The organism is Halomonas saccharevitans, assembly GCF_900116405.1.
In the GTDB taxonomy this organism is placed as follows: Bacteria; Pseudomonadota; Gammaproteobacteria; order Pseudomonadales; family Halomonadaceae; genus Halomonas; species Halomonas saccharevitans.
Genome location: NZ_FPAQ01000006.1, coordinates 82,313 through 100,726, shown reverse-complemented (window position 1 = coordinate 100,726; position 18,414 = coordinate 82,313). Strand labels below are relative to the sequence as shown.

Annotated in this window: 20 protein-coding genes; 8 read left to right on the top strand and 12 right to left on the bottom strand. The window is 68.7% G+C overall.

Annotated elements, in window-relative coordinates; genetic code table 11:
- Nucleotides 1–44: 44 nt before the first annotated feature.
- On the bottom strand, nucleotides 45–971 hold the full coding sequence (locus BM388_RS04695; RefSeq protein WP_089847722.1) for a LysR family transcriptional regulator: 927 nt from the start codon (nucleotides 969–971) through the stop codon (nucleotides 45–47).
- 157 nt (nucleotides 972–1,128) lie between these two features.
- Here BM388_RS04695 and BM388_RS04690 point away from each other — a divergent pair, with 157 nt between their 5' ends.
- A complete protein-coding gene (locus tag BM388_RS04690; RefSeq protein WP_089847720.1) occupies nucleotides 1,129–1,905 on the top strand; it encodes a ferredoxin--NADP reductase in 777 nt (258 codons plus the stop codon).
- Nucleotides 1,906–2,016: 111 nt separating this feature from the next.
- Here BM388_RS04690 and glnK read toward each other — a convergent pair whose 3' ends face one another.
- The 3 genes from glnK to BM388_RS04675 form a co-directional block, all read right to left on the bottom strand.
- Nucleotides 2,017–2,355: a P-II family nitrogen regulator gene (gene glnK, locus BM388_RS04685; RefSeq protein WP_089847718.1), complete on the bottom strand. Its 339-nt coding sequence runs from the start codon at nucleotides 2,353–2,355 to the stop codon at nucleotides 2,017–2,019.
- 152 nt (nucleotides 2,356–2,507) lie between these two features.
- On the bottom strand, nucleotides 2,508–3,758 hold the full coding sequence (locus BM388_RS04680) for an ammonium transporter (protein ID WP_089847716.1): 1,251 nt from the start codon (nucleotides 3,756–3,758) through the stop codon (nucleotides 2,508–2,510).
- Nucleotides 3,759–3,796: 38 nt separating this feature from the next.
- Nucleotides 3,797–4,135 (bottom strand): P-II family nitrogen regulator, encoded by a 339-nt coding sequence (locus BM388_RS04675; protein ID WP_089847715.1) that lies wholly within the window; start codon nucleotides 4,133–4,135, stop codon nucleotides 3,797–3,799.
- 292 nt (nucleotides 4,136–4,427) lie between these two features.
- On the opposite strand from BM388_RS04675, the gene BM388_RS18070 reads away from it, so the two are divergent.
- Both BM388_RS18070 and BM388_RS04665 read left to right on the top strand, forming a co-directional pair.
- The gene (locus BM388_RS18070) at nucleotides 4,428–4,853 is read left to right on the top strand and encodes an accessory factor UbiK family protein (RefSeq protein WP_089847713.1); all 426 of its coding nucleotides are present in this window, start codon (nucleotides 4,428–4,430) and stop codon (nucleotides 4,851–4,853) included.
- 87 nt (nucleotides 4,854–4,940) lie between these two features.
- On the top strand, nucleotides 4,941–6,443 hold the full coding sequence (locus BM388_RS04665; RefSeq protein WP_089847711.1) for a YifB family Mg chelatase-like AAA ATPase: 1,503 nt from the start codon (nucleotides 4,941–4,943) through the stop codon (nucleotides 6,441–6,443).
- Nucleotides 6,444–6,470: 27 nt separating this feature from the next.
- Here the strand turns inward: BM388_RS04665 and BM388_RS04660 are convergent, their stop codons facing one another.
- Entirely contained in the window at nucleotides 6,471–6,962 is a 492-nt protein-coding gene (locus BM388_RS04660; RefSeq protein WP_089847709.1) for a hypothetical protein, read from the bottom strand.
- A complete protein-coding gene (locus BM388_RS04655; RefSeq protein WP_089847707.1) occupies nucleotides 6,959–7,933 on the bottom strand; it encodes an alpha/beta hydrolase in 975 nt (324 codons plus the stop codon). Before BM388_RS04655 ends, BM388_RS04660 begins: the two co-directional genes overlap by 4 nt.
- Nucleotides 7,934–8,179: 246 nt before the next feature.
- Here BM388_RS04655 and BM388_RS04650 point away from each other — a divergent pair, with 246 nt between their 5' ends.
- The gene (locus BM388_RS04650; protein ID WP_089847705.1) at nucleotides 8,180–10,366 is read left to right on the top strand and encodes a malate synthase G; all 2,187 of its coding nucleotides are present in this window, start codon (nucleotides 8,180–8,182) and stop codon (nucleotides 10,364–10,366) included.
- 184 nt (nucleotides 10,367–10,550) lie between these two features.
- Nucleotides 10,551–10,964, top strand: a complete 414-nt coding sequence (locus BM388_RS04645; RefSeq protein WP_089847703.1) for a PaaI family thioesterase — start codon at nucleotides 10,551–10,553, stop codon at nucleotides 10,962–10,964.
- Here BM388_RS04645 and BM388_RS04640 read toward each other — a convergent pair whose 3' ends face one another.
- Nucleotides 10,965–11,345, bottom strand: a complete 381-nt coding sequence (locus tag BM388_RS04640; protein WP_089847701.1) for a DUF423 domain-containing protein — start codon at nucleotides 11,343–11,345, stop codon at nucleotides 10,965–10,967.
- A 133-nt stretch (nucleotides 11,346–11,478) separates the two neighbouring features.
- Between BM388_RS04640 and trmB the strand changes: the two genes are divergently transcribed.
- Nucleotides 11,479–12,219 (top strand): tRNA (guanosine(46)-N7)-methyltransferase TrmB, encoded by a 741-nt coding sequence (gene trmB / locus BM388_RS04635; RefSeq protein WP_089847699.1) that lies wholly within the window; start codon nucleotides 11,479–11,481, stop codon nucleotides 12,217–12,219.
- A 349-nt stretch (nucleotides 12,220–12,568) separates the two neighbouring features.
- On the opposite strand, the gene BM388_RS04630 is transcribed toward trmB, so the two are convergent.
- Complete coding sequence (locus BM388_RS04630; protein ID WP_089847697.1) at nucleotides 12,569–13,483, bottom strand: AEC family transporter; 915 nt, start codon at nucleotides 13,481–13,483, stop codon at nucleotides 12,569–12,571.
- Between the two features lie 108 nt (nucleotides 13,484–13,591).
- On the opposite strand from BM388_RS04630, the gene BM388_RS04625 reads away from it, so the two are divergent.
- Entirely contained in the window at nucleotides 13,592–14,101 is a 510-nt protein-coding gene (locus BM388_RS04625; protein ID WP_089847771.1) for a hypothetical protein, read from the top strand.
- 2 nt (nucleotides 14,102–14,103) lie between these two features.
- The gene (locus BM388_RS04620) at nucleotides 14,104–14,697 is read left to right on the top strand and encodes an SCO family protein (protein WP_089847695.1); all 594 of its coding nucleotides are present in this window, start codon (nucleotides 14,104–14,106) and stop codon (nucleotides 14,695–14,697) included.
- A gap of 47 nt (nucleotides 14,698–14,744) precedes the next feature.
- Here the strand turns inward: BM388_RS04620 and BM388_RS04615 are convergent, their stop codons facing one another.
- The 4 genes from BM388_RS04615 to BM388_RS04600 form a co-directional block, all read right to left on the bottom strand.
- Entirely contained in the window at nucleotides 14,745–15,818 is a 1,074-nt protein-coding gene (locus BM388_RS04615) for a PHB depolymerase family esterase (RefSeq protein ID WP_245781457.1), read from the bottom strand.
- A complete protein-coding gene (gene bamJ / locus BM388_RS04610; protein WP_089847689.1) occupies nucleotides 15,811–16,497 on the bottom strand; it encodes a BamJ family beta-barrel-assembly machinery protein in 687 nt (228 codons plus the stop codon). The genes BM388_RS04615 and bamJ overlap by 8 nt, the downstream gene beginning before the upstream one ends.
- Nucleotides 16,498–16,641: 144 nt before the next feature.
- Nucleotides 16,642–17,085 (bottom strand): universal stress protein, encoded by a 444-nt coding sequence (locus tag BM388_RS04605; protein ID WP_089847687.1) that lies wholly within the window; start codon nucleotides 17,083–17,085, stop codon nucleotides 16,642–16,644.
- 33 nt (nucleotides 17,086–17,118) lie between these two features.
- Complete coding sequence (locus BM388_RS04600; protein WP_089847685.1) at nucleotides 17,119–18,402, bottom strand: TRAP transporter large permease; 1,284 nt, start codon at nucleotides 18,400–18,402, stop codon at nucleotides 17,119–17,121.
- Nucleotides 18,403–18,414 lie beyond the last annotated feature (12 nt).

The following is an 18,414-nucleotide window of genomic DNA, read 5'->3' as shown; positions in this document are numbered from 1 at the left end:
GGCCCGGCCATTGAGCCGGGCCGTTTGCTGTCAGGGCATCGGCGTCAGGGCACCTGGGGCAGGTCGATCTGATCACTGCGGCGAATGCCCTCGGTCATCTGGCGGCACAGCTTCAGGAACTCGCGCATGCCGGTGGCCAGGTACTTGTGGCGGTGCCAGATGAAGGTGAACTGGCGGCTCAGGTCGAGCTCCGGGGTGGTGATGGGCACCAGGCTGCCGCGACGGAAGGCGTCGCGCAGCGCCAGCTTGGAGACGCAGCCGATGCCGAGCCCCGACTCCACCGCCCGCTTGATGCCCTCGGTGTGCTCCAGCTCGAGCAGGATGTTGAAACGCCCGCGGCGGTGTCGGGCGGCCTGCTCCAGGGTCAGCCGGGTGCCGGAGCCCTGTTCGCGCATGATCCAGGCCTCGCGCAGCAGCCGGTCGAGCTCCACCGGGCCGCCGCCGGCCAGCGGATGGCGCGGCGAGCAGAACACCGCCAGCTCGTCCTCCACCCAGGGCTGGGTGATCACATCCTCCTCCTCGCACTGCCCCTCGATCAGCCCCAGGTCGAGCTCGTGCTGGCGCACGCTCTCGATGATGGTGCGGGTGTTGCGCACCGAGAGGCGCACCCGGCTGCCCGGGTGGCGCTGCATGAAGTCGCTGATCAGCAGCGTCGCCAGGTAGTTGCCGATGGTCAGGGTGGCGCCCACGTCGAGGATGCCGATGCCCTGCTGGCCACGCAGCAGCTCCTCGACCTCCTCGGCGCGATCGAGCAGGGCCACCGCCTTGGGCAGCAGCTGGAAGCCCAGCGCGTTGAGCTTGAGGCGCTTGCCGAGGCGATCGAGCAGCCGGCAGTCGAACTGGCGTTCCAGCTCGGCCAGGGCGGTGCTGGTCGCCGACTGCGAGAGCGCCAGGGCGCGGGCCGCCCGGGAGACGCTCTCGTGCTGGGCGACGGCGACGAAGACCTCCAGCTGGCGCAGGGTGTAGCGCATGACGCTCCTTGGCGGATGTGATCTCTAGAGTTGATATCCAGAGTATAGATAAGCGTTATCCATACAATCCATTTAACAGATAAACTCCCGGCTCTTAGAATTGCTGCATCGATCTACTGGGCTAATTTATTCTTTTTTGGAATATAAAGGAGTCGGCATGAGCAAGTTTGCGCTTGAGGACGTTCTCAGTGTGCACCACTGGAACGACACCCTGTTCAGTTTCCGCACCACCCGGGAGCGCAGCCTGCGCTTCAAGAATGGCCAGTTCGTGATGATCGGCCTCGAGGTGAACGGCAAGCCGCTGATGCGGGCCTACTCCATCGCCAGCCCCAACTACGAGGACCACCTGGAGTTCTTCAGTATCAAGGTGCAGGACGGCCCGCTGACCTCGCGGCTGCAGCACCTCGAGGTGGGCGATCAGATCATGGTCAGCCGCAAGCCCACCGGCACCCTGGTCACCGACGACCTGCTGCCGGGGCGCAACCTCTACCTGCTCTCCACCGGCACGGGCCTCGCGCCCTTCATGAGCCTGATCCAGGACCCGGAGGTCTACGAGCGCTTCGAGAAGGTGGTGCTGGTGCACGGCGTGCGTAACGTCAACGAGCTGGCCTACGCCGACTTCATCCAGAAGGACCTGCCGGCCCACGAGTACCTCGGCGAGGAGATCAGCGAGAAGCTGGTCTACTACCCCACGGTGACCCGCGAAGAGTTCCACACCATGGGGCGGCTGACCGACCATATCCGCAGCGGCAAGCTCACCGACGACATGGGGCTGCCGGCCATCGACCCGAAGCAGGATCGCGCCATGATCTGCGGCAGCCCGGCGATGCTCGACGATACCAGCGCCCTGCTCGACGAGCTCGGCTTCACCATCTCGCCGCGCATGGGCGAGCCCGGCGACTACGTGATCGAGCGCGCCTTCGTCGAGAAATAACCGGGCTTCGCCCGGAGCTGTAAGCCATAAGCTTGAAGCTGGAAGACAAACCGCCCCCAGGCACAGGCCATGGGGGCGGTTTCATTCATGTTGCCTTCGAGCTTCGAGCTTTCAGACCGCGTCCTTGCCGGTCTCGCCGGTGCGGATGCGCAGCACCTGTTCCAGGGCGGTGACGAAGATCTTGCCGTCGCCGATCTTGCCGGTGTTGGCTACCTGGGTGATGGCATCGATCACCTTCTCGGCCATGTCGTCATCCACGGCCACTTCGAGCTTCACCTTGGGCAGGAAGTCGACGACGTATTCGGCGCCGCGGTAGAGCTCAGTGTGCCCCTTCTGGCGGCCGAAGCCCTTGACCTCGGTAACGGTGATGCCCTGGACGCCGATCTCGGAGAGCGACTCCCGTACGTCGTCGAGCTTGAACGGCTTGATGATGGCGGTCACCAGTTTCATGGTCTTGATCCTCGTCGTGTCCGTGGGTCGGTGGCGAACGCCGCCACCCTTACCGTACTCATTGTGCCAGAGCATACACCCGGGGCGAGAGGAATGAAAAAGCCCCCCGAAGGGGGCCAGGATGTGCGCGTGGGCTCACACTGGGGTGAGTCTCACGACTTGGCGGCGCCGAACTCGGGGTAGGCTTCCAGGCCGCATTCGGTCAGGTCGACCCCTTCGTACTCTTCCTCCTCGGTGACGCGGATGCCCATCACGGCCTTGAGGATCAGCCACACGATCAGGCTGGCCACGAACACCCAGACGAAGATGCCGAGGATGCCGATGATCTGCGGACCGAAGCTGGCTCCGCTGTTGGTCAGCGGTACGGCCAGCACGCCCCAGATACCCACCACGCCGTGCACGGAGATGGCACCCACCGGGTCATCCAGCTTCAGCTTGTCCAGGGTCACGATGGCGAGGACCACCAGCAGGCCACCCACGGCGCCGATCAGGGCGGCGCCCAGGGCGCTGGGCGAGAGCGGGTCGGCGGTAATGGCCACCAGGCCCGCCAGGGCGCCGTTCAGCGACATGGTCAGGTCGGCCTTGCGGAACCACAGCTTGGCCAGGATCAGCGCGGCGATCACGCCACCGGCGGCGGCCGCGTTGGTGTTCACGAACACCTGGGCCACGTTGTTGGCGGAGGAGACGTCGGACATCTTCAGCTCGGAGCCGCCGTTGAAGCCGAACCAGCCCATCCACAGGATGAAGGTACCCAGGGTGGCCAGCGGCAGGTTGGCGCCGGGGATGGCGTAGATGCTGCCGTTCTTGCCGTACTTGCCCTTGCGGGGGCCGAGCACGATGACCCCGGCGAGCGCCGCCGCCGCACCGGCGAGGTGCACGATGCCCGAGCCGGCGTAGTCGGAATAGCCGACCTCGGACAGCCAGCCGCCGCCCCAGGTCCAGTAGCCGGACACCGGGTAGATGAAGCCGGTCATGACCACGGCGAAGGCCAGGAAGGCCCACAGCTTCATGCGCTCGGCCACGGCACCGGAGACGATGGACATGGCGGTTGCCACGAACACCACCTGGAAGAAGAAGTCCGAGCGCATGGAGTAGTAGGGGGCGTCATCGCCACCGGCGAGCACCGCCTCGACCCCGTTCTCGCTGCCGATCAGCGCGCCCAGGCTCGGCAGGAAGCCGCCGGCATCGCTGGAGTACATCAGGTAGTAGCCGACCAGCAGGTACATGGTGCAGGCGATCGCGAACAGGGCGATGTTCTTGGTGAGGATCTCGGCGGTGTTCTTGGAGCGCACCAGGCCCGCCTCGAGCATCGAGAAGCCGGCGGCCATCCACATCACCAGCACGCCGCAGATCAGGAAGTAGAAGGTATCGAGCGCGTAGCTCAGTTCGGGAAGTTCACTCATGGGTGTCTCTCCACGTCGGGAAGGAAAGGGAGGGGCAGTTAGACGGCATCGGCACCGCGCTCGCCGGTGCGGATGCGGATCACGTCCTCCAGCGGCGTGACGAAGACCTTGCCGTCGCCGATCTTGCCGCTGTTGGCCGCGCTGCAGATGGCGTCCAGCACGGTCTCGAGGCGCCCGTCGTCAACGGCGACCTCGACCTTGACCTTGGGCAGGAAGTCGACGACGTACTCCGCACCGCGATAGAGCTCGGTGTGGCCCTTCTGGCGGCCGAAGCCCTTGACCTCGGTGACGGTGATGCCCTGCACGCCGTTATCGGCGAGCGCCTCGCGGACGTCGTCGAGCTTGAAGGGCTTGATGATGGCGGTGATCAGCTTCATGACGGATCTCCCCTGCTGAAGGTGGGCGGCGTGGTGCCCCCCGAGAAGTGGTTGTCATGACTTTGCGCAAACCGTGCCACTTCCCACGATAGTTTCGTGAAATCAGTTGGCTGGAGGGGCCATGTCGGCTCGCCATTCGACGGGGCGCGCGAGGCGGGCGGAGGGCGCGCACTCTTCTGGTGCCTCGCCGTGGCGCATGTGCACCAGAAGTAGGCAGCGGCGAATGATGCGCCCTGCCGGTGGCTTGCGTATCCTTTGGACAGGCATCCACCCACGATTCAGGAGAGACACCATGGTGAGCCACGATCGCATCAGCCGCCTGGCCCAGCAGATCGGCGACCGGCTGCAGGGGGCGTCCCAGGCCCCGGAAGAGGTGCAGAAGGGGATCCAGCAGGTGGTCAAGGGCGCCTTCGATCGCCTGGAGCTGGTGTCGCGGGAGGACTTCGACATCCTGATGGATGTGATGCAGCGTACCCGGTCGCGCGTCGAGTCGCTGGAACAGCAGGTGGCGGCGCTGGAAGAGGCGCTGGACGCCGACGCCTCGCGGGAAACGGCGAGCGCCTCGACCGAGGCGCTGCCGGAGGAGCCGAGTGCTGCCGCCACGAGCGAGTCGAAGCCCGAACCCGGCCCTGAGGCAGGTTCCGATTCGCGCACCGAGTCGAGCGCCCCAGATTCAAACCCGGAGGAAGACGCCGGCGCCGGCGAGTCCAACCGCTGATCCTCGCCCGGCGCCGGGCACCCCTCGCCGGGCGCCCCTCGCCGGCCTGGTCTAGCCTGAGGGCAGACAGGCAGCGAGGGATCGCGCATGACGCTGGCAATTATCCACACCCGGGCCGGCCTCGGACTCGAGGCGCCCGAGGTGCTGGTCGAGGTGCATCTGGCCAATGGACTGCCCGGCATCACCCTGGTGGGGTTGCCGGAGGCCGCGGTGAAGGAGAGCCGCGAGCGCGTCCGCAGCGCCCTGGTCAATGCCGGTTTCGACTTCCCCCTGCGGCGCATTACCCTCAACCTCGCCCCCGCCGACCTGCCCAAGGAGGGCGGCCGCTTCGATCTGCCCATCGCCCTGGGGCTGCTGGTGGCCTCGGGCCAGGTGCCCCCCGAGGCACTCGACGGAGTCGAGTGCGCCGGCGAGCTGGCCCTGGACGGCCGGCTGCGACCGCTCAGCGGGGTGCTGCCGATGGCCATGGCCACCCGCCAGGCGCGCCGCCGGCTGATCGTACCCCGGGCCAACGCCGATGAGGCGGCCCTGGCCGGCGACCTGGAGGTGCTGCCCGCCGACCACCTGCTCGAGGTGGTGGCCCACCTGCTCGGCCAGACGCCGCTGCTTCCCCACCGTGCGCCTGGCCCCGCCCCGGCGTCGGAGCCGGGCCCGGATCTCGTTGATGTGCGCGGCCAGCACCAGGCGCGCCGCGCCCTGGAAGTGGCGGCGGCCGGCGGCCACAACCTGCTGTTCGCCGGTCCGCCCGGCACCGGCAAGACCATGCTGGCCAGCCGCCTGCCGGGCATCCTGCCGCCGCTCACCGAGCAGGAGGCGCTGGAGGTGGCGGCGATCCGCTCGGTCAGCGGGCTGTCCCACGTCGCCCAGTGGGGCGTTCGGCCCTTCCGTTCCCCGCACCATACGGCGAGCGCCGTGGCCCTGGTGGGCGGTGGCTCGAAGCCGCGCCCCGGCGAGATCTCCCTGGCCCATCGGGGCGTGCTGTTCCTGGATGAGCTGCCGGAGTTCTCCCGTCACGTGCTGGAGGTGATGCGCGAGCCCATGGAGTCGGGGCAGATCCATATCGCCCGCGCCAACCACGAGCGACGCTTCCCCGCCGGCTTCCAGCTGGTCGCGGCGATGAATCCCTGTCCCTGCGGGCACCTGGGTGACCCGCGTCGGCCCTGCCACTGCACGGCGGCGCAGATCCAGCGCTACCAGTCGCGGCTCTCCGGCCCGCTGCTCGATCGCATCGACCTCCAGGTGGAGGTGCCGGCGCTGGCGCCGGAGCAACTGACCTCTCGCGAGCCGGGCGAGCCCTCGGCGGTGGTTCGCGAGCGGGTGCTGGCGGTGCGGGCGAAGCAGGCCACCCGTGGCGGACTCAATGCCCGGCTGTCCGGACGCGCCCTGGAGGAGGCCTGCGGCCTCGAGGCCGCGGATCGGGCCTGGCTCGCCGGCGTGCTGGAGCGGCTCAGGCTATCGGCGCGGGCCTATCACCGGGTGTTGCGGGTGGCCCTGACCCTGGCCGATCTGGCCGGGGAGGCGCGACCCGGGCGTGACCAGCTGATCGAGGCCATCGGCTATCGACAGCTCGATCGGCTGCTCAAGGGGTGATCGGTCAACGCATGAAGGCGCTCGCGGTCAGAGGGCCGTGGCATCCAGCGCGCCGCTGATCTCGGTGCGCCAGGCGGGCGCGTCGCGTCCCAGGCGGCGAAGCGTCAGGCTCAGGCGGTAGGGCAGCAGCTCGCGGTCCGAGAGCGTCAGGCGTGGGCCGTCGGCGCTCAGGCGGCTCTCCAGGCGCCACTGGTTGTCGTGGCCCCCCTGGGCCATGGCCGCCCGCCACTCCAGGACCTGGGGGCCGTCGTCGACCGCCAGCAGGGCCCGGGTCAGGCTCTCGAGCAGGCGCGTGTCGGCGAGCCCCAGCCGGGTATCGACCTCCGGCATGGTCAGCAGCAGGACCTCGTCGACCGCCGGGCGCGGCAGGGGCGGGGTTTCAGTGACCTTCTCCGCGGCGCGCTCGCTCAGGCCGAACAGCGCCTGGCGCACGCTGGTCGGCCGCTCCGGGGCGCCGGCGCAGCCGACGAGCAGCAGCAGGCAGGCCAGGAACGGCAGCAATGGCAGGCGGCTGATCATGGCGAGCGCTTCCCTCTGCTCGGTTCGTCGGTCGCGGCCAGCGTCGCGACGAAGCGGTCGAGCACCGTGAAGAGCTCGCGGCGAATCGGCTCGGCCTCGTTGACCAGGTGATGACGGGCCTCGGGGTGGCGATGGATCTCGGCGTTGGGGAACTTGCGGTTAAGCACCTCGAGGTTCCATTCCCAGTCCACGGTCAGGTCCTGCTCGCCCTGCAGGATCAGCGTCGGCACCGGGCTCGGCGGCAGCGCCAGCAGCCGCGGCATCCAGCGGCGCATGGCGCCGACCCAGTCCATCGCCAGGCGATCGGCTTGCAGGGGATCGCCCTCGCGAAGGAAGTCGGCGAACTCGGCATCGGTGGAATTCGCGCGAAACTTGCGCGGGATCGACTCCACGAAGGGGCCCACCAGGCGGTGCAGCCAGCTAGACTGGTTCCACCCCCAGGGACGCACCAGCGGGGCCAGCAGCGCGAGTCCCGACCAGTGGCCGTCGTCGCCGCGGGTCAGGGCATCGGTGGCGAGAATCGCCGCCCCGGTGCTTTGCCCGACGCCGAGCCAGGGACGCGGCGCCAGTCCCTCGCCGTGCAGATGCTGCTGCAGATGGTGCAGGCAGCGGCCATAGTCTTCAAAGTCGTCGATGGAGGCGCGCCGGCCGCTGGAGAGGCCGTGACCCGGCAGGTCCCAGAGCACCACCCGCCAGCCCCGCGCGAGCAGACATTCCAGCAGGTGGCGGTAGAGACCGAGGTGATCGAAGTAGCCGTGCACGACGAAGGCGGTACCGAGGGGCGTCTCGGGGCTCCAGACCTGGGTCCAGAGGCGAAAATCGCCGGCCTGCAGATAGCCCACGTAGAGCCCTACCCGCTCGGCGAGCAGGGGCGCCAGGCCGTAGTGGCCCAGGTAGTGCTCGAGCGCCTGACCGGAGAGGTCGGCGGGGGCGAGGGGCCCCAGGGCCTGCAGGGGGGTGAAGTCGCTCATCGGTTTCTCCGCAATGCTCGTTCATGCTAGCGCCAAGCCGAGGGCGCGACCAGCGAAGCCTGTTAGCGGGCCTGCGGGGTGGGGTTTGCGACCTCATCATTTGGTCTAGCTTACGCCCCGTCATGCCGGCAACGGCTTTACATGTGGAAGCAATTTCCACAAAATCGATGCTACGCAGTCATCTTTCCCTGTCCGGCCGGTCGGTGCCAGGGGGCACCGAGCAGCCAAGCACGAGGAGTACGACCCATGACCCAACGCATTGCTCGCCACCGCCTCCAGGTGGCCGCCGAGCTGGACCGCTTCATCAACGAACAGGCCCTGCCGGGTAGCGGCGTCGACCCCGAGGCCTTCTGGAGCGGGGTCGACGCGCTCTTCCATGACCTGGCCCCACAGAACCGTGAGCTGCTCGCCGAGCGCGACCGCCTGCAGGATAAGCTCGACACCTGGCACCGTGAGAACCCCGGCCCGGTGCGCGACATGGCCGCCTACCGCGCCTTCCTCGAGGAGATCGGCTATCTCGTCGAGGCACCGGCCAAGGTCGGAGTGACCACCGCCAACGTCGATGACGAGATCACCACCCAGGCCGGTCCGCAGCTGGTGGTGCCGGTCAACAACGGCCGCTATGCCCTCAACGCCGCCAACGCGCGCTGGGGCAGCCTCTATGACGCCCTCTACGGCACCGATGCCATCCCCGAGGACGACGGCGCCGAGAAGGGCGCGAGCTTCAACCCGAAACGCGCCGAGAAGGTCATCGCCTACGCCCGGGGCGTGCTCGACCGCGCCGCGCCGTTGGCCAGCGGTTCCCATAGCGACGCAGTGGGCTATGCCCTGCGCGACGGTAAGCTCGTCGTCTCCCTCGAGGGCGGTGGCGAGACCGTCCTGAAAGCGCCCGAGCAGCTGCTGGGCTTCGACGGCGAAGCCGCCTCGCCCTCCGCGCTGCTGCTGGTCAATCACGGCCTGCACCTGGAGATCCAGATCGATCCCAGTGACGCCATCGGCAAGACCGATCCGGCCGGCGTCAAGGACGTGATCGTCGAGGCCGCGCTGAGCACCATCATGGATTGCGAGGACTCCGTGGCCGCGGTAGACGCCGAGGACAAGGTCGGCGTCTACGCAAGCTGGCTGGGGCTGATGAAGGGCGACCTGGAGGAGCAGGTCCAGAAGGGCGGCAAGACCATCACCCGCCGCCTCAAGGGCGATCGCACCTGGCAGGGCACCGACGGCGGCAGCGTGACCCTGCCGGGTCGCTCGCTGATGTTCGTGCGCAACGTCGGCCACCTGATGACCACCCCGGCTGTGCTCGACGCCGAGGGCAACGAGCTGCCCGAGGGCATCCTCGACGGCATCGTCACCTCGCTGATCGCCCTGCACGACCTGAAGAAGGGCGAGTGCGAGCCGCGCAACTCGCGCACCGGCTCCATGTACATCGTCAAGCCGAAGATGCACGGGCCGAAGGAAGTCGCCTTCGCCAATACCCTGTTCGGCCGCATCGAGGACATCCTCGGCATGGCCCGCGATACCCTGAAGATGGGCATCATGGACGAGGAGCGTCGCACCTCGGCCAACCTCAAGGCGTGCATCAATGAGGCGCCGTCGCGGGTGGTGTTCATCAACACCGGCTTCCTCGACCGCACCGGTGACGAGATGCACACCGCCATGGAAGCCGGCCCGATGATCCGCAAGGGCGACATGAAGGGCGCCGCCTGGATCCAGGCCTACGAGCAGAACAACGTTCAGGTCGGTCTGGCCTGCGGCCTGCGCGGTCGCGCCCAGATCGGCAAGGGCATGTGGGCCATGCCGGACCTGATGGCGGACATGCTCGAGCAGAAAATTGGCCACCCCAAGGCCGGCGCCAACACCGCCTGGGTGCCGTCTCCCACCGCCGCGACCCTGCACGCCCTGCACTACCACCAGGTGGACGTGGCGGCCCTGCAGCGCGAGATGGAAGGTCAGGGCGAGCCCGCCCTTCATGAAAAGCTGCTGGACGAGCTGCTCACCATTCCGGTCGCCGAGACGCCCGAGTGGAGCGACGAGGAGATCCAGCAGGAGCTGGACAATAACTGCCAGGGCATCCTCGGCTACGTGGTGCGCTGGGTCGAGCACGGCGTGGGCTGCTCCAAGGTGCCGGACATCCACGACGTGGGCCTGATGGAGGATCGCGCCACCCTGCGGATCTCCAGCCAGCACATCGCCAACTGGCTGCGTCACGGGGTGGTCGAGTCCGCCCGCGTCCAGGAGACCCTGGAACGCATGGCCAAGGTGGTCGATCAGCAGAACGCCGGCGATCCGGAGTACACGGCGATGAGCGACGACTTTGCCGCCTCCACCGCCTTCCAGGCCGCCAGCGACCTGGTCTTCAAGGGCTGCGAGCAGCCGTCCGGCTACACCGAGCCGCTCCTGCACCACTGGCGCGCGGTGCACAAGGCCAAGTAAGGCCGTTCCAGGCCGCGGGCCCGCCCGCCTCCTGAACCCGCAACGCCCCCACGGCTGCCGCCGCGGGGGCGTTTTCGTGTTTGCCGGCCAGGCTTGGCGCGCGACGTTCGGCGACTGTCGGGGCGGGGCCGGTTTCGCTATCGTGAAGGCCCACCCTCACCCCCCTATCGACGGGAGATGCGCCATGACCGTGATGACCGCCGCCGCCATCGAGGACTTCCTCGACGAGGTCTTTCCCCAGCGCACCGGCACCATCGAGGGGGTCGGCGAGATGCGCGCCACCATGAGCCTCGCCATCGAGGACGAGCACCTGCGCCCCGGCGCCAGCGTCTCCGGCCCTACCCTGATGGGGCTGGCCGACGTCTGCCTCTATGTGGCGATCCTCGCCCAGATCGGCCCCGAGCCGATGGCCGTGACCAGCGACCTGCACTGCCGCTTCCTGCGCCGCCCCCGGGGCGATCGCGACGTCATCGCCAACGCTCGGCTACTCAAGCTGGGGCGTCGCCTGGCGGTGGGTGAGGTGCAGCTCTTCTCGGCGGGTGACGAGCAGCCGGTGGCACTGGTCACGGCCACCTATGCGCTGCCGGACGGCGACTGATCAGCCGGGGCGGGCACGCACTACCGCCGCCGCCAGGGCCAGCCAGCCGGCGATCAGCAGCACTCCTCCGAACGGGGTGATCATGCCCCATCGACCCATGCCGGTCAGCGCCAGGGCGTAGAGCGAGCCCGAGAAGAGCAGCATGCCCCCCGCCCACAGGCCGAGCGCCAGGCGCTGGCCGACCAGCGGCGTCGTGGCGCGCCAGGCCAGCACGGCGAGCAGCGCCAGGGTATGCCAGGCCTGGTAGCGCACGCCGGTCTCGAAGGCGGCCGCCAGGCGCGGCGCAAGCGCTCCCTCCAGGGCGTGGGCGCCGAAGGCGCCGGCCATGACCACCAGGGCCCCGGAGAGGGCCGCCCCGAACCACCAGCCTCTGTCCTGCATGGCTCTGTCCTGCATGAGTGCGTCTCCGCGTACTGTTTAGGGTGGCGTTTGGCCGCCCACCGTACCCCGGCGGCGCGTTAGCCGCTACAATGTTGGCCCCGAATCACCGTTGCCAACGAGTTCTCCCCAGCCCATGAGCGACCCGCGACACGACGACAAGACGACCGGCCCCGAAGGGCCCGAGGCCCCGCTGCATCGCCGCGGCATCAAGAGCTACGTGCTGCGCGCCGGGCGCATGACCCAGGCTCAGACCCGCGGGCTCGAGGAGGTCTGGCCGCGCCTGGGGCTGACCCTGGCCGAGGGCCGCCAGGACCTCGATGCGCTGTTCGGCCGCCGGGCGCCGCGGGTGCTGGAGATCGGCTTCGGCATGGGCGCCTCGCTGGTCGAGCAGGCCGAGCGCCATCCGGATACCGACTTCATCGGCATCGAGGTGCACGCGCCGGGCGTCGGCAAGCTGCTTGACGAGGCCGACAAGCGCGGCCTGACCAACCTGCGAGTCTATCGTGAGGACGCCCTGGCCGTCCTCGAACAGTGCCTGCCCGAGGCGAGCCTCGACACCCTGCAGCTGTTCTTCCCCGATCCCTGGCCCAAGAAGAAGCACCATAAGCGGCGCATCGTGCAGTACGCCTTCGTCGAGTTGGTGCGCAGCCGCCTCACGCTCGGCGGTACCCTGCACATGGCCACCGACTGGCAGGCCTACGCCGAGTGGATGGCCGAGGTGATGCAGGAGGCGCCGGGCTTTGCCAATACCGCCGATCCCGAGACGGCCCCCTACGTGCCGCGCCCCGAATTTCGCCCGCTGACCAAGTTCGAGGCGCGCGGCGAGAGGCTCGGCCACGGCGTCTGGGACCTGATCTTCCGACGCGACGACTGAGTGATCACACGGCCAGCAGACGCCCCCGGCGATCCTTCGATCCCGGGGGCGTCTTGCATGGGGCCGGTGGTAACAGGGCGGCTGGCAAGGAAGCAGGTGGCAAAGGGCCGACGCGTAAGAGGCGCACAAAAAAACGCCGCCCGTGGGGGCGGCGACAAGAACCGTGACAAACAATGAGAGGGAGAAATCCTGACAGGGCACTGGCAGGGGCCCTGTCCGGTCGTGGCGCCTCATCAACGCCACCCTTGCAGAGTAATCATTCTCGTTTGCGTCGTCAATGCAAACAAGAAATGTTTTCGTTAAGAGATCGAAAGCCCCGGCTTGCCCGATCCATCTCGGCCGACCGGCTTCAGCCGACCAGTTTCAGCCACAGCGGCAGGGTCGCCATGGCCAGCAGCGTCTGGCCAGTGATCAGCGCCGCCATCAGCTCGGCGTCGCCGCCCAGCTGACGGGCCAGGATGTAGGCCGAGGTGGCGGTGGGCAGGGCGGCGAAGAGCAGCGCCACGTCCCGGCTCACCGGGTCCAGGCCGAGCAGCAGGGCCAGGGCTAGCACCGTCGCCGGCATCAGCACCAGCTTGATCAGGTTGGCGGCCCAGACGCCGCGGTCGAGCCGCAGCAGCGCGGCGGGTCGCAGCGCCACGCCCACGGCCACCAGACCCAGCGGCAGGGCGGCGCGACCGAGCAGCTCCACGGTGGGCGCGCTCCAGCCGGGCAGGCCGACGCCGCTTGCGTTCAGGCCGATGCCGGCCAGGCAGGCGAGGATCAGCGGGTTGCGCGCCAGCGCTCCCAGGCTGCGCCCCAGGCTCGCCGTGCCGAGGGTGCCCGCGGCGATGAAGCTGACCACGCAGAGCACGTTGACCATCGGCACCAGCAGCGCCACGGCGACCGCCGCCACCGTGGTCCCGGCCTTGCCGTGCAGGGCCGCCGCGCCGGCCACGCCGACGTAGGTGTTGAAGCGCAGCGCGCCCTGGAGGGTCGAGGTGAAGGCGGCGGGCTCGAGGCCGAGCCGCTGGCGCAGCCCCCACAGCAGCAGACCGAACAGCCCCAGGGCGCCGAGCAGCGCCAGGGCGAGCCGCGCCACCGGCACCTGGCCGACATCCGCGCCGGCCAGGGTCGACACCAGCATGGCGGGAAACAGGAGGAAGTAGATCAGCCGCTCCATCTGCGGCCAGAAATCCCCGCCCGGCTGGCGCCAGCGGCCGAGCCCCGCGCCCAGCAGGATCAGCAGGAACAGCGGTCCCAGTGCACTGCCTACGCCTTCCATGACACCCCCTCGTGAACGTTCCCTGCGACATCCTCGCGCACTTCGCCGCCGGTAAATACTGGTAAGCTTACCCGCATCCTGCCACCGATGGAGGCCTCGCGCTTCGCCATGCCCCCGCGTATCCCGTCGTCGAGCGGCGCGGCGCGCCTGCCGCTGCTGCACCTGCTGATCACAGTCACCCTGCTGACCCTCGCCGTGGCCCTCTGGTACCTGACCAGCTATAGCCTGCGCGACGAGGCCGAGGTGCGCTGGATGCCTCCGGCGCGGGCCGCCTGCGATCCCTCCGCGGCGCCGTGTACCGCGCGCCTGGGCGGCGGCGCCGAGCTGAGCCTGGCGGTGGTCTCCCAGGGGGCAATCCGGCCCCTCGAGCGCCTGCCGCTGGAGGTGCGCGTCTCCGGCACGCCGGCCGAGGCCGTGCGGGTCGACTTCGTCGGCCGCGAGATGGACATGGGGCTGCATCGCTTCCCCCTCGAGGCCGAGGGCGGCGGGGTATTCCGCGGCGCGGGGCAGGTCTCGATCTGCACCGAAGCGGTCATGCCCTGGCGGGCGAAGGTGGTCGTGGACACGCCCCGGGGGCGTCTGGGAAGCTGGTTCGACTTCGAGGTAGAGAGGCGATGACGATGAGGCGACGTGGCATCTGGCTGGGGCTTTCCGCGGTACTGGCGATGCTGGTGGCGGTCGGCGTGGCTTTCACCCAACAGTCGTCGCCGGCCGACGGCGAGCCCGAGGGCGGTCCGATCGAGCTGGCGTCGACCGAGGGCGACTTCTCGCTGCGCCAGCTCGAGGAGGATCAGCTGGCGGTGGTCTTCTTCGGCTACACCTGGTGCCCCGACGTCTGCCCGATGGGGCTCGCCGTGGTGCGTCAGGCGATGGAGCGGCTGGACCCCGCGCAGCGCCGCCGGGTGGTGCCGTTGATGATCTCGCTGGATCCGGAGCGGGATACCCTGGCGCGGCTTGAGGAGTACCTGGCGTTCTTCGGCGAGGCGTTCATCGGCGCCACCGCCAGCCCGGAGGAGCTGGCGCCGCTGGCCGAGCGCTACGGAGTGGTCTGGCGCCGGGTGGAGACTCCGGACTCCGCCATGGCCTACACCATCGACCACAGCGCTTCGCTGTTTCTGGTCGACCGTGACGGAGAGATCCGGCGTCGCGTGCTGCACTCTCCCACCTCGGGCCCGCTCCAGGCGGCCCTGGAGCAGGCCCTGGCGGAGGGCTGACGCCCTCCGATCCAACCGCTGCGGGAGCGCCGCCCGGCGGCGCCGGCTCAGGGCGTCTCGGGCGCCGCCTGCAGGCGCGCGATCATGGCCATCAGGGCGCTGGTCTGTGTGCCCTCGCGGGTGTCGTGCAGCGGGTCGAGCTGCCAGGCGCTCTCGGCGAAGCCCCACCAGTCCCAGCACCCCTGGGGGTTGGGCAGGCTGGTCTCCGCCTGGGGGTAGAGCACCACCCGCTCGTTGGCGGCGGCCCAGTCGTTCAGGCCGCTGTGGCGCACGAAGGTCTCGCCGATCTGCTCGGCACCCATTGCGCAGCCGTGCAGCGCCACGGTGAGCGTGCAGCCCCCCGCCTCGCAGCGTTCCGGCACGTAGAGGTAGCCGGTGTCAGCGAGCCCCCGGGCATCGAAGTCTGCCTGATCGAAGGCGAGCAGCCGGCCGGAGGCCTCCTGCGCCTCGGGCGGGGTGAGCTCGCCATGCAGCCAGCCTAGCGCCTCGCCGGCGATGTCCCGGTCGCAGGCCAGCAGGTGCGTGGCCCCTCCCTCGCGGCAGTCCGTGAGCTCCTGCACGGGCGCCTGAGTATCTGCCGCCACCGGCCAGCCGTGGCCGGCCTGCTCGCTCTCCACGCGGCTCAGCTGCTCCTCGGGCGCGGCCAGCCAGCCACGGAACTGCTCGGCGAGTGCCTGGCCGAGCGCCGGGGCCACGGTGTCGTCTTCGGCGCCCTGCCAGATGAAGACCCGCAGCTCGGCGAGCGCCTCGGCCTCACCGACCAGATCGCGCTCGCGATAGTCGCGGTAACGATCCGCCAGGAGTTCCAGGTCGGGCGGGCCCTTGTGGGTGCCCATGCACTGGCCCAGAGCCAGGCTCAGGGAGCCGCGGGCGCAGGCCCAAGGGCCGGCGGCGAGCACGCCGAGCCCGCTGAAACGCTCCGGCCAGGCCACCGCCAGCTGGGTGGCCATGTAGCCCCCCGAGGAGACGCCGATCACGCTGGCGTCGTGTGCGGCGAGCCCGAGGCGGGGCAGCGACTCCGGCGTTGACTGGGCGACCGCGGGAGCGGCCATGCCCAGCGTCAGACAGAGACCGACGGCCGACAGGCAGCGGACGGGACGCATCGCGGCCGGATCACTCACCGGTGACGTCGAGCAGCTCGACCTTGAAGATCAGGGTCTCGTGAGGACCGATGGGGCCCTGGCCCTGAGCGCCGTAGGCGAGCTCGGAGGGAATCACCACTTCCCAGGTATCGCCCACGCTCATCAGCTGCAGGGCCTCCTGCCAGCCCTCGATGACCTGGCCCACCTGGAAGCTGACCGGCTCTCCGCGCTGGTAGGAGCTGTCGAAGACGGTGCCGTCGATCAGCGTGCCCTCGTAGTGGACCTGAACGGTATCGCCGGCCACGGGCGTGGCGCCGTCGCCGCTTTCCAGCTCGCGATACTGCAGGCCGGAGTCGGTGACCGTCACGCCGTCCTGCTCGGCGTTCTCGGCCAGGTAGGCCTCGCCTTCGGCGCGGTTGGCGGCGGCCTTCTGCTCGGCTTCGGCTTCGCGGGAGGCCATGGCCTGCTGCTGGAAGGCGGTCAGGGCTTCGGCCATCTGCTGATCGCTCATCTCCAGCTCCTCGCCGCCGAAGACGTCGCGAATGGCCTGAGTGAAGGCGTCGATGTCGAGATCCGCCACGTCCTGCTGGATGCTCTGACCCAGGGTCACGCCGAGGCTGTAGCTCAGCTTCTCGTCCTCGGATTCCGGCGCGGCCAGGGCCAGCGGCGCGGCAGTCAGCAGGGCGGCGAGGGAGGCGGTGGTCAGCAGTGTCTTCATGAAGCAACCTTGTGGTCCGGCGCCGTGGCGCCTTGGATGGATAGAATACGCAAGATCGGAATGCTGGGACTCTAACAGTGCCGAACCGGTTCCGCACCCGTGGAGGGTGCCGGCAAACCGGTTCGCTGACGCCTCGCGTCGGGGTTAGATGATCAGGGTAGGGCAGTGGGCGGAGCCGGCCACTCGCTGGGCGACGCTGCCCAGCAGCAGGCTCTTGTCGCCGTTGGTGCCCTGGGAGCCGATCACGATCAGGTCACATTCGCGCTTGCGGGCGAAGCGCACGATGGTGCGCGACGGCCGCCCCCCCTTGACGAAGGCGCGCATCCGCTCCGGCGGCACCCCGAGTTCCTCGGCCTGCGCCTTGGCGTGCACCGCGATCTCAGTGGCGTATTCCTTGAGCACGTCGTCGGGGAGGTCCAGCTTGTCGGGACGCACCATGGAGAGCGAGGCCTCGAGCAGGCTGTGGTGCTTGAAGACGCAGAGGATGTAGAGCTCGGCACCGGTGAGCATCTGCAGGCCTGCGCCCTTCTCCAGCGCCTTCATGGCACCCTTGGACCCGTCCACCGGGACCAGTATGCGATTGAACATGATCGTCGTTCTCCTAAGGCCGAGTCGCGAGGCTTACCGGAAGGCCAGGTCGCGAAGGAAGAGGGCGATCTGCGGAAACAGGATCAGCAGAGTCGCCGCCAGCACCAGGATCATGATAAAGGGCGGGGTGCCCTTTATCACGTCCAGGTAGGGCCGCTTGAAGATGGCAATCGCGGTGAAAATGTCGCAGCCGAAGGGCGGGGTCGCCGAGCCGATCGCCACCTGCAGGGTGATCAGGATACCGACCAGCACCGGATCCAGGCCGGTGGCCGCGACGGCCGGGGCAAAGATCGGCGTCAGCACCAGGATCACCACAATGGGATCGACGAACATGCAGGCCACGAAGAAGGCGATGCAGATGGCGATCAGCACGCCGGTGGGACCGGCCTCGTGAATGCCTGCCGCCGCCAGGAGCTCCTGGGGGATCTGGGCGAAGGAGATGATCCAGGAGAAGCCGTTACCCACCGCGACCAGGATGAACACCACGGCGGTGATCAGGCCGGTGGACTTGGCGATCGCGTAGATGTCCGGAATCTTCAGGGAGCGGAAGATCAGGAATTCCAGGAAGATGGCATAGAGCACGCAGGCCGCCGCCGCCTCGGTTGGGCTGAAGATGCCGCCGTAGATGCCGCCGACGATGATCACCGGGAAGCCCAGCGGCCACAGCGCCAGGCGCACCGCGGTGAAGCGCTCGCCCCAGCTCGACTTCGGCTCGGTGGGAACCTTGCGCAGGGTGGCGTAGATCACGCAGTAGATGGAGAACATCAGCAGGATCAGCAGCCCCGGGCCGATGCCGGCGATGAACAGCTCGGCGATGGAGGTCCCCGAGATGACTCCGTAGATGATCATGCCGATGCTCGGCGGGATCAAAAAGGCGATGTCGCTGGCATTGATGATCAGCGCGAGGGTGAAGGAGTCGGAGTAGCCCGCCTTTAGCATCTTGGGGCGCAGGGGCGAGCCGACGGCCACCACGGTGGCCTGGGTGGAGCCCGACACCGCGCCGAACAGGGTACAGGAGGCGGCGGTGCTGACCGCCAGCCCGCCCTTCACGTGGCCGATGAAGGACATCACCATGTTGATCAGACGCTCGGCCGACTGGCCTCGCGTCATGATGTCCGCGGCGAGGATGAACATCGGCACCGCGATCAGCGAGGCCGGGCGGATGCCCGCCATCATCTGCTGGATCAGCGTGTCCATCTGGCCCAGGCCATTGAACATCATGAAGAAACCGATGACCGCCGCAGTGATTAGCGGGATCATCATGGGAAAGCCCAGCAGCAGCAGGGCGATCATGGTGGTAACCATTATTGTCGTCATCTTGCGTTCCCC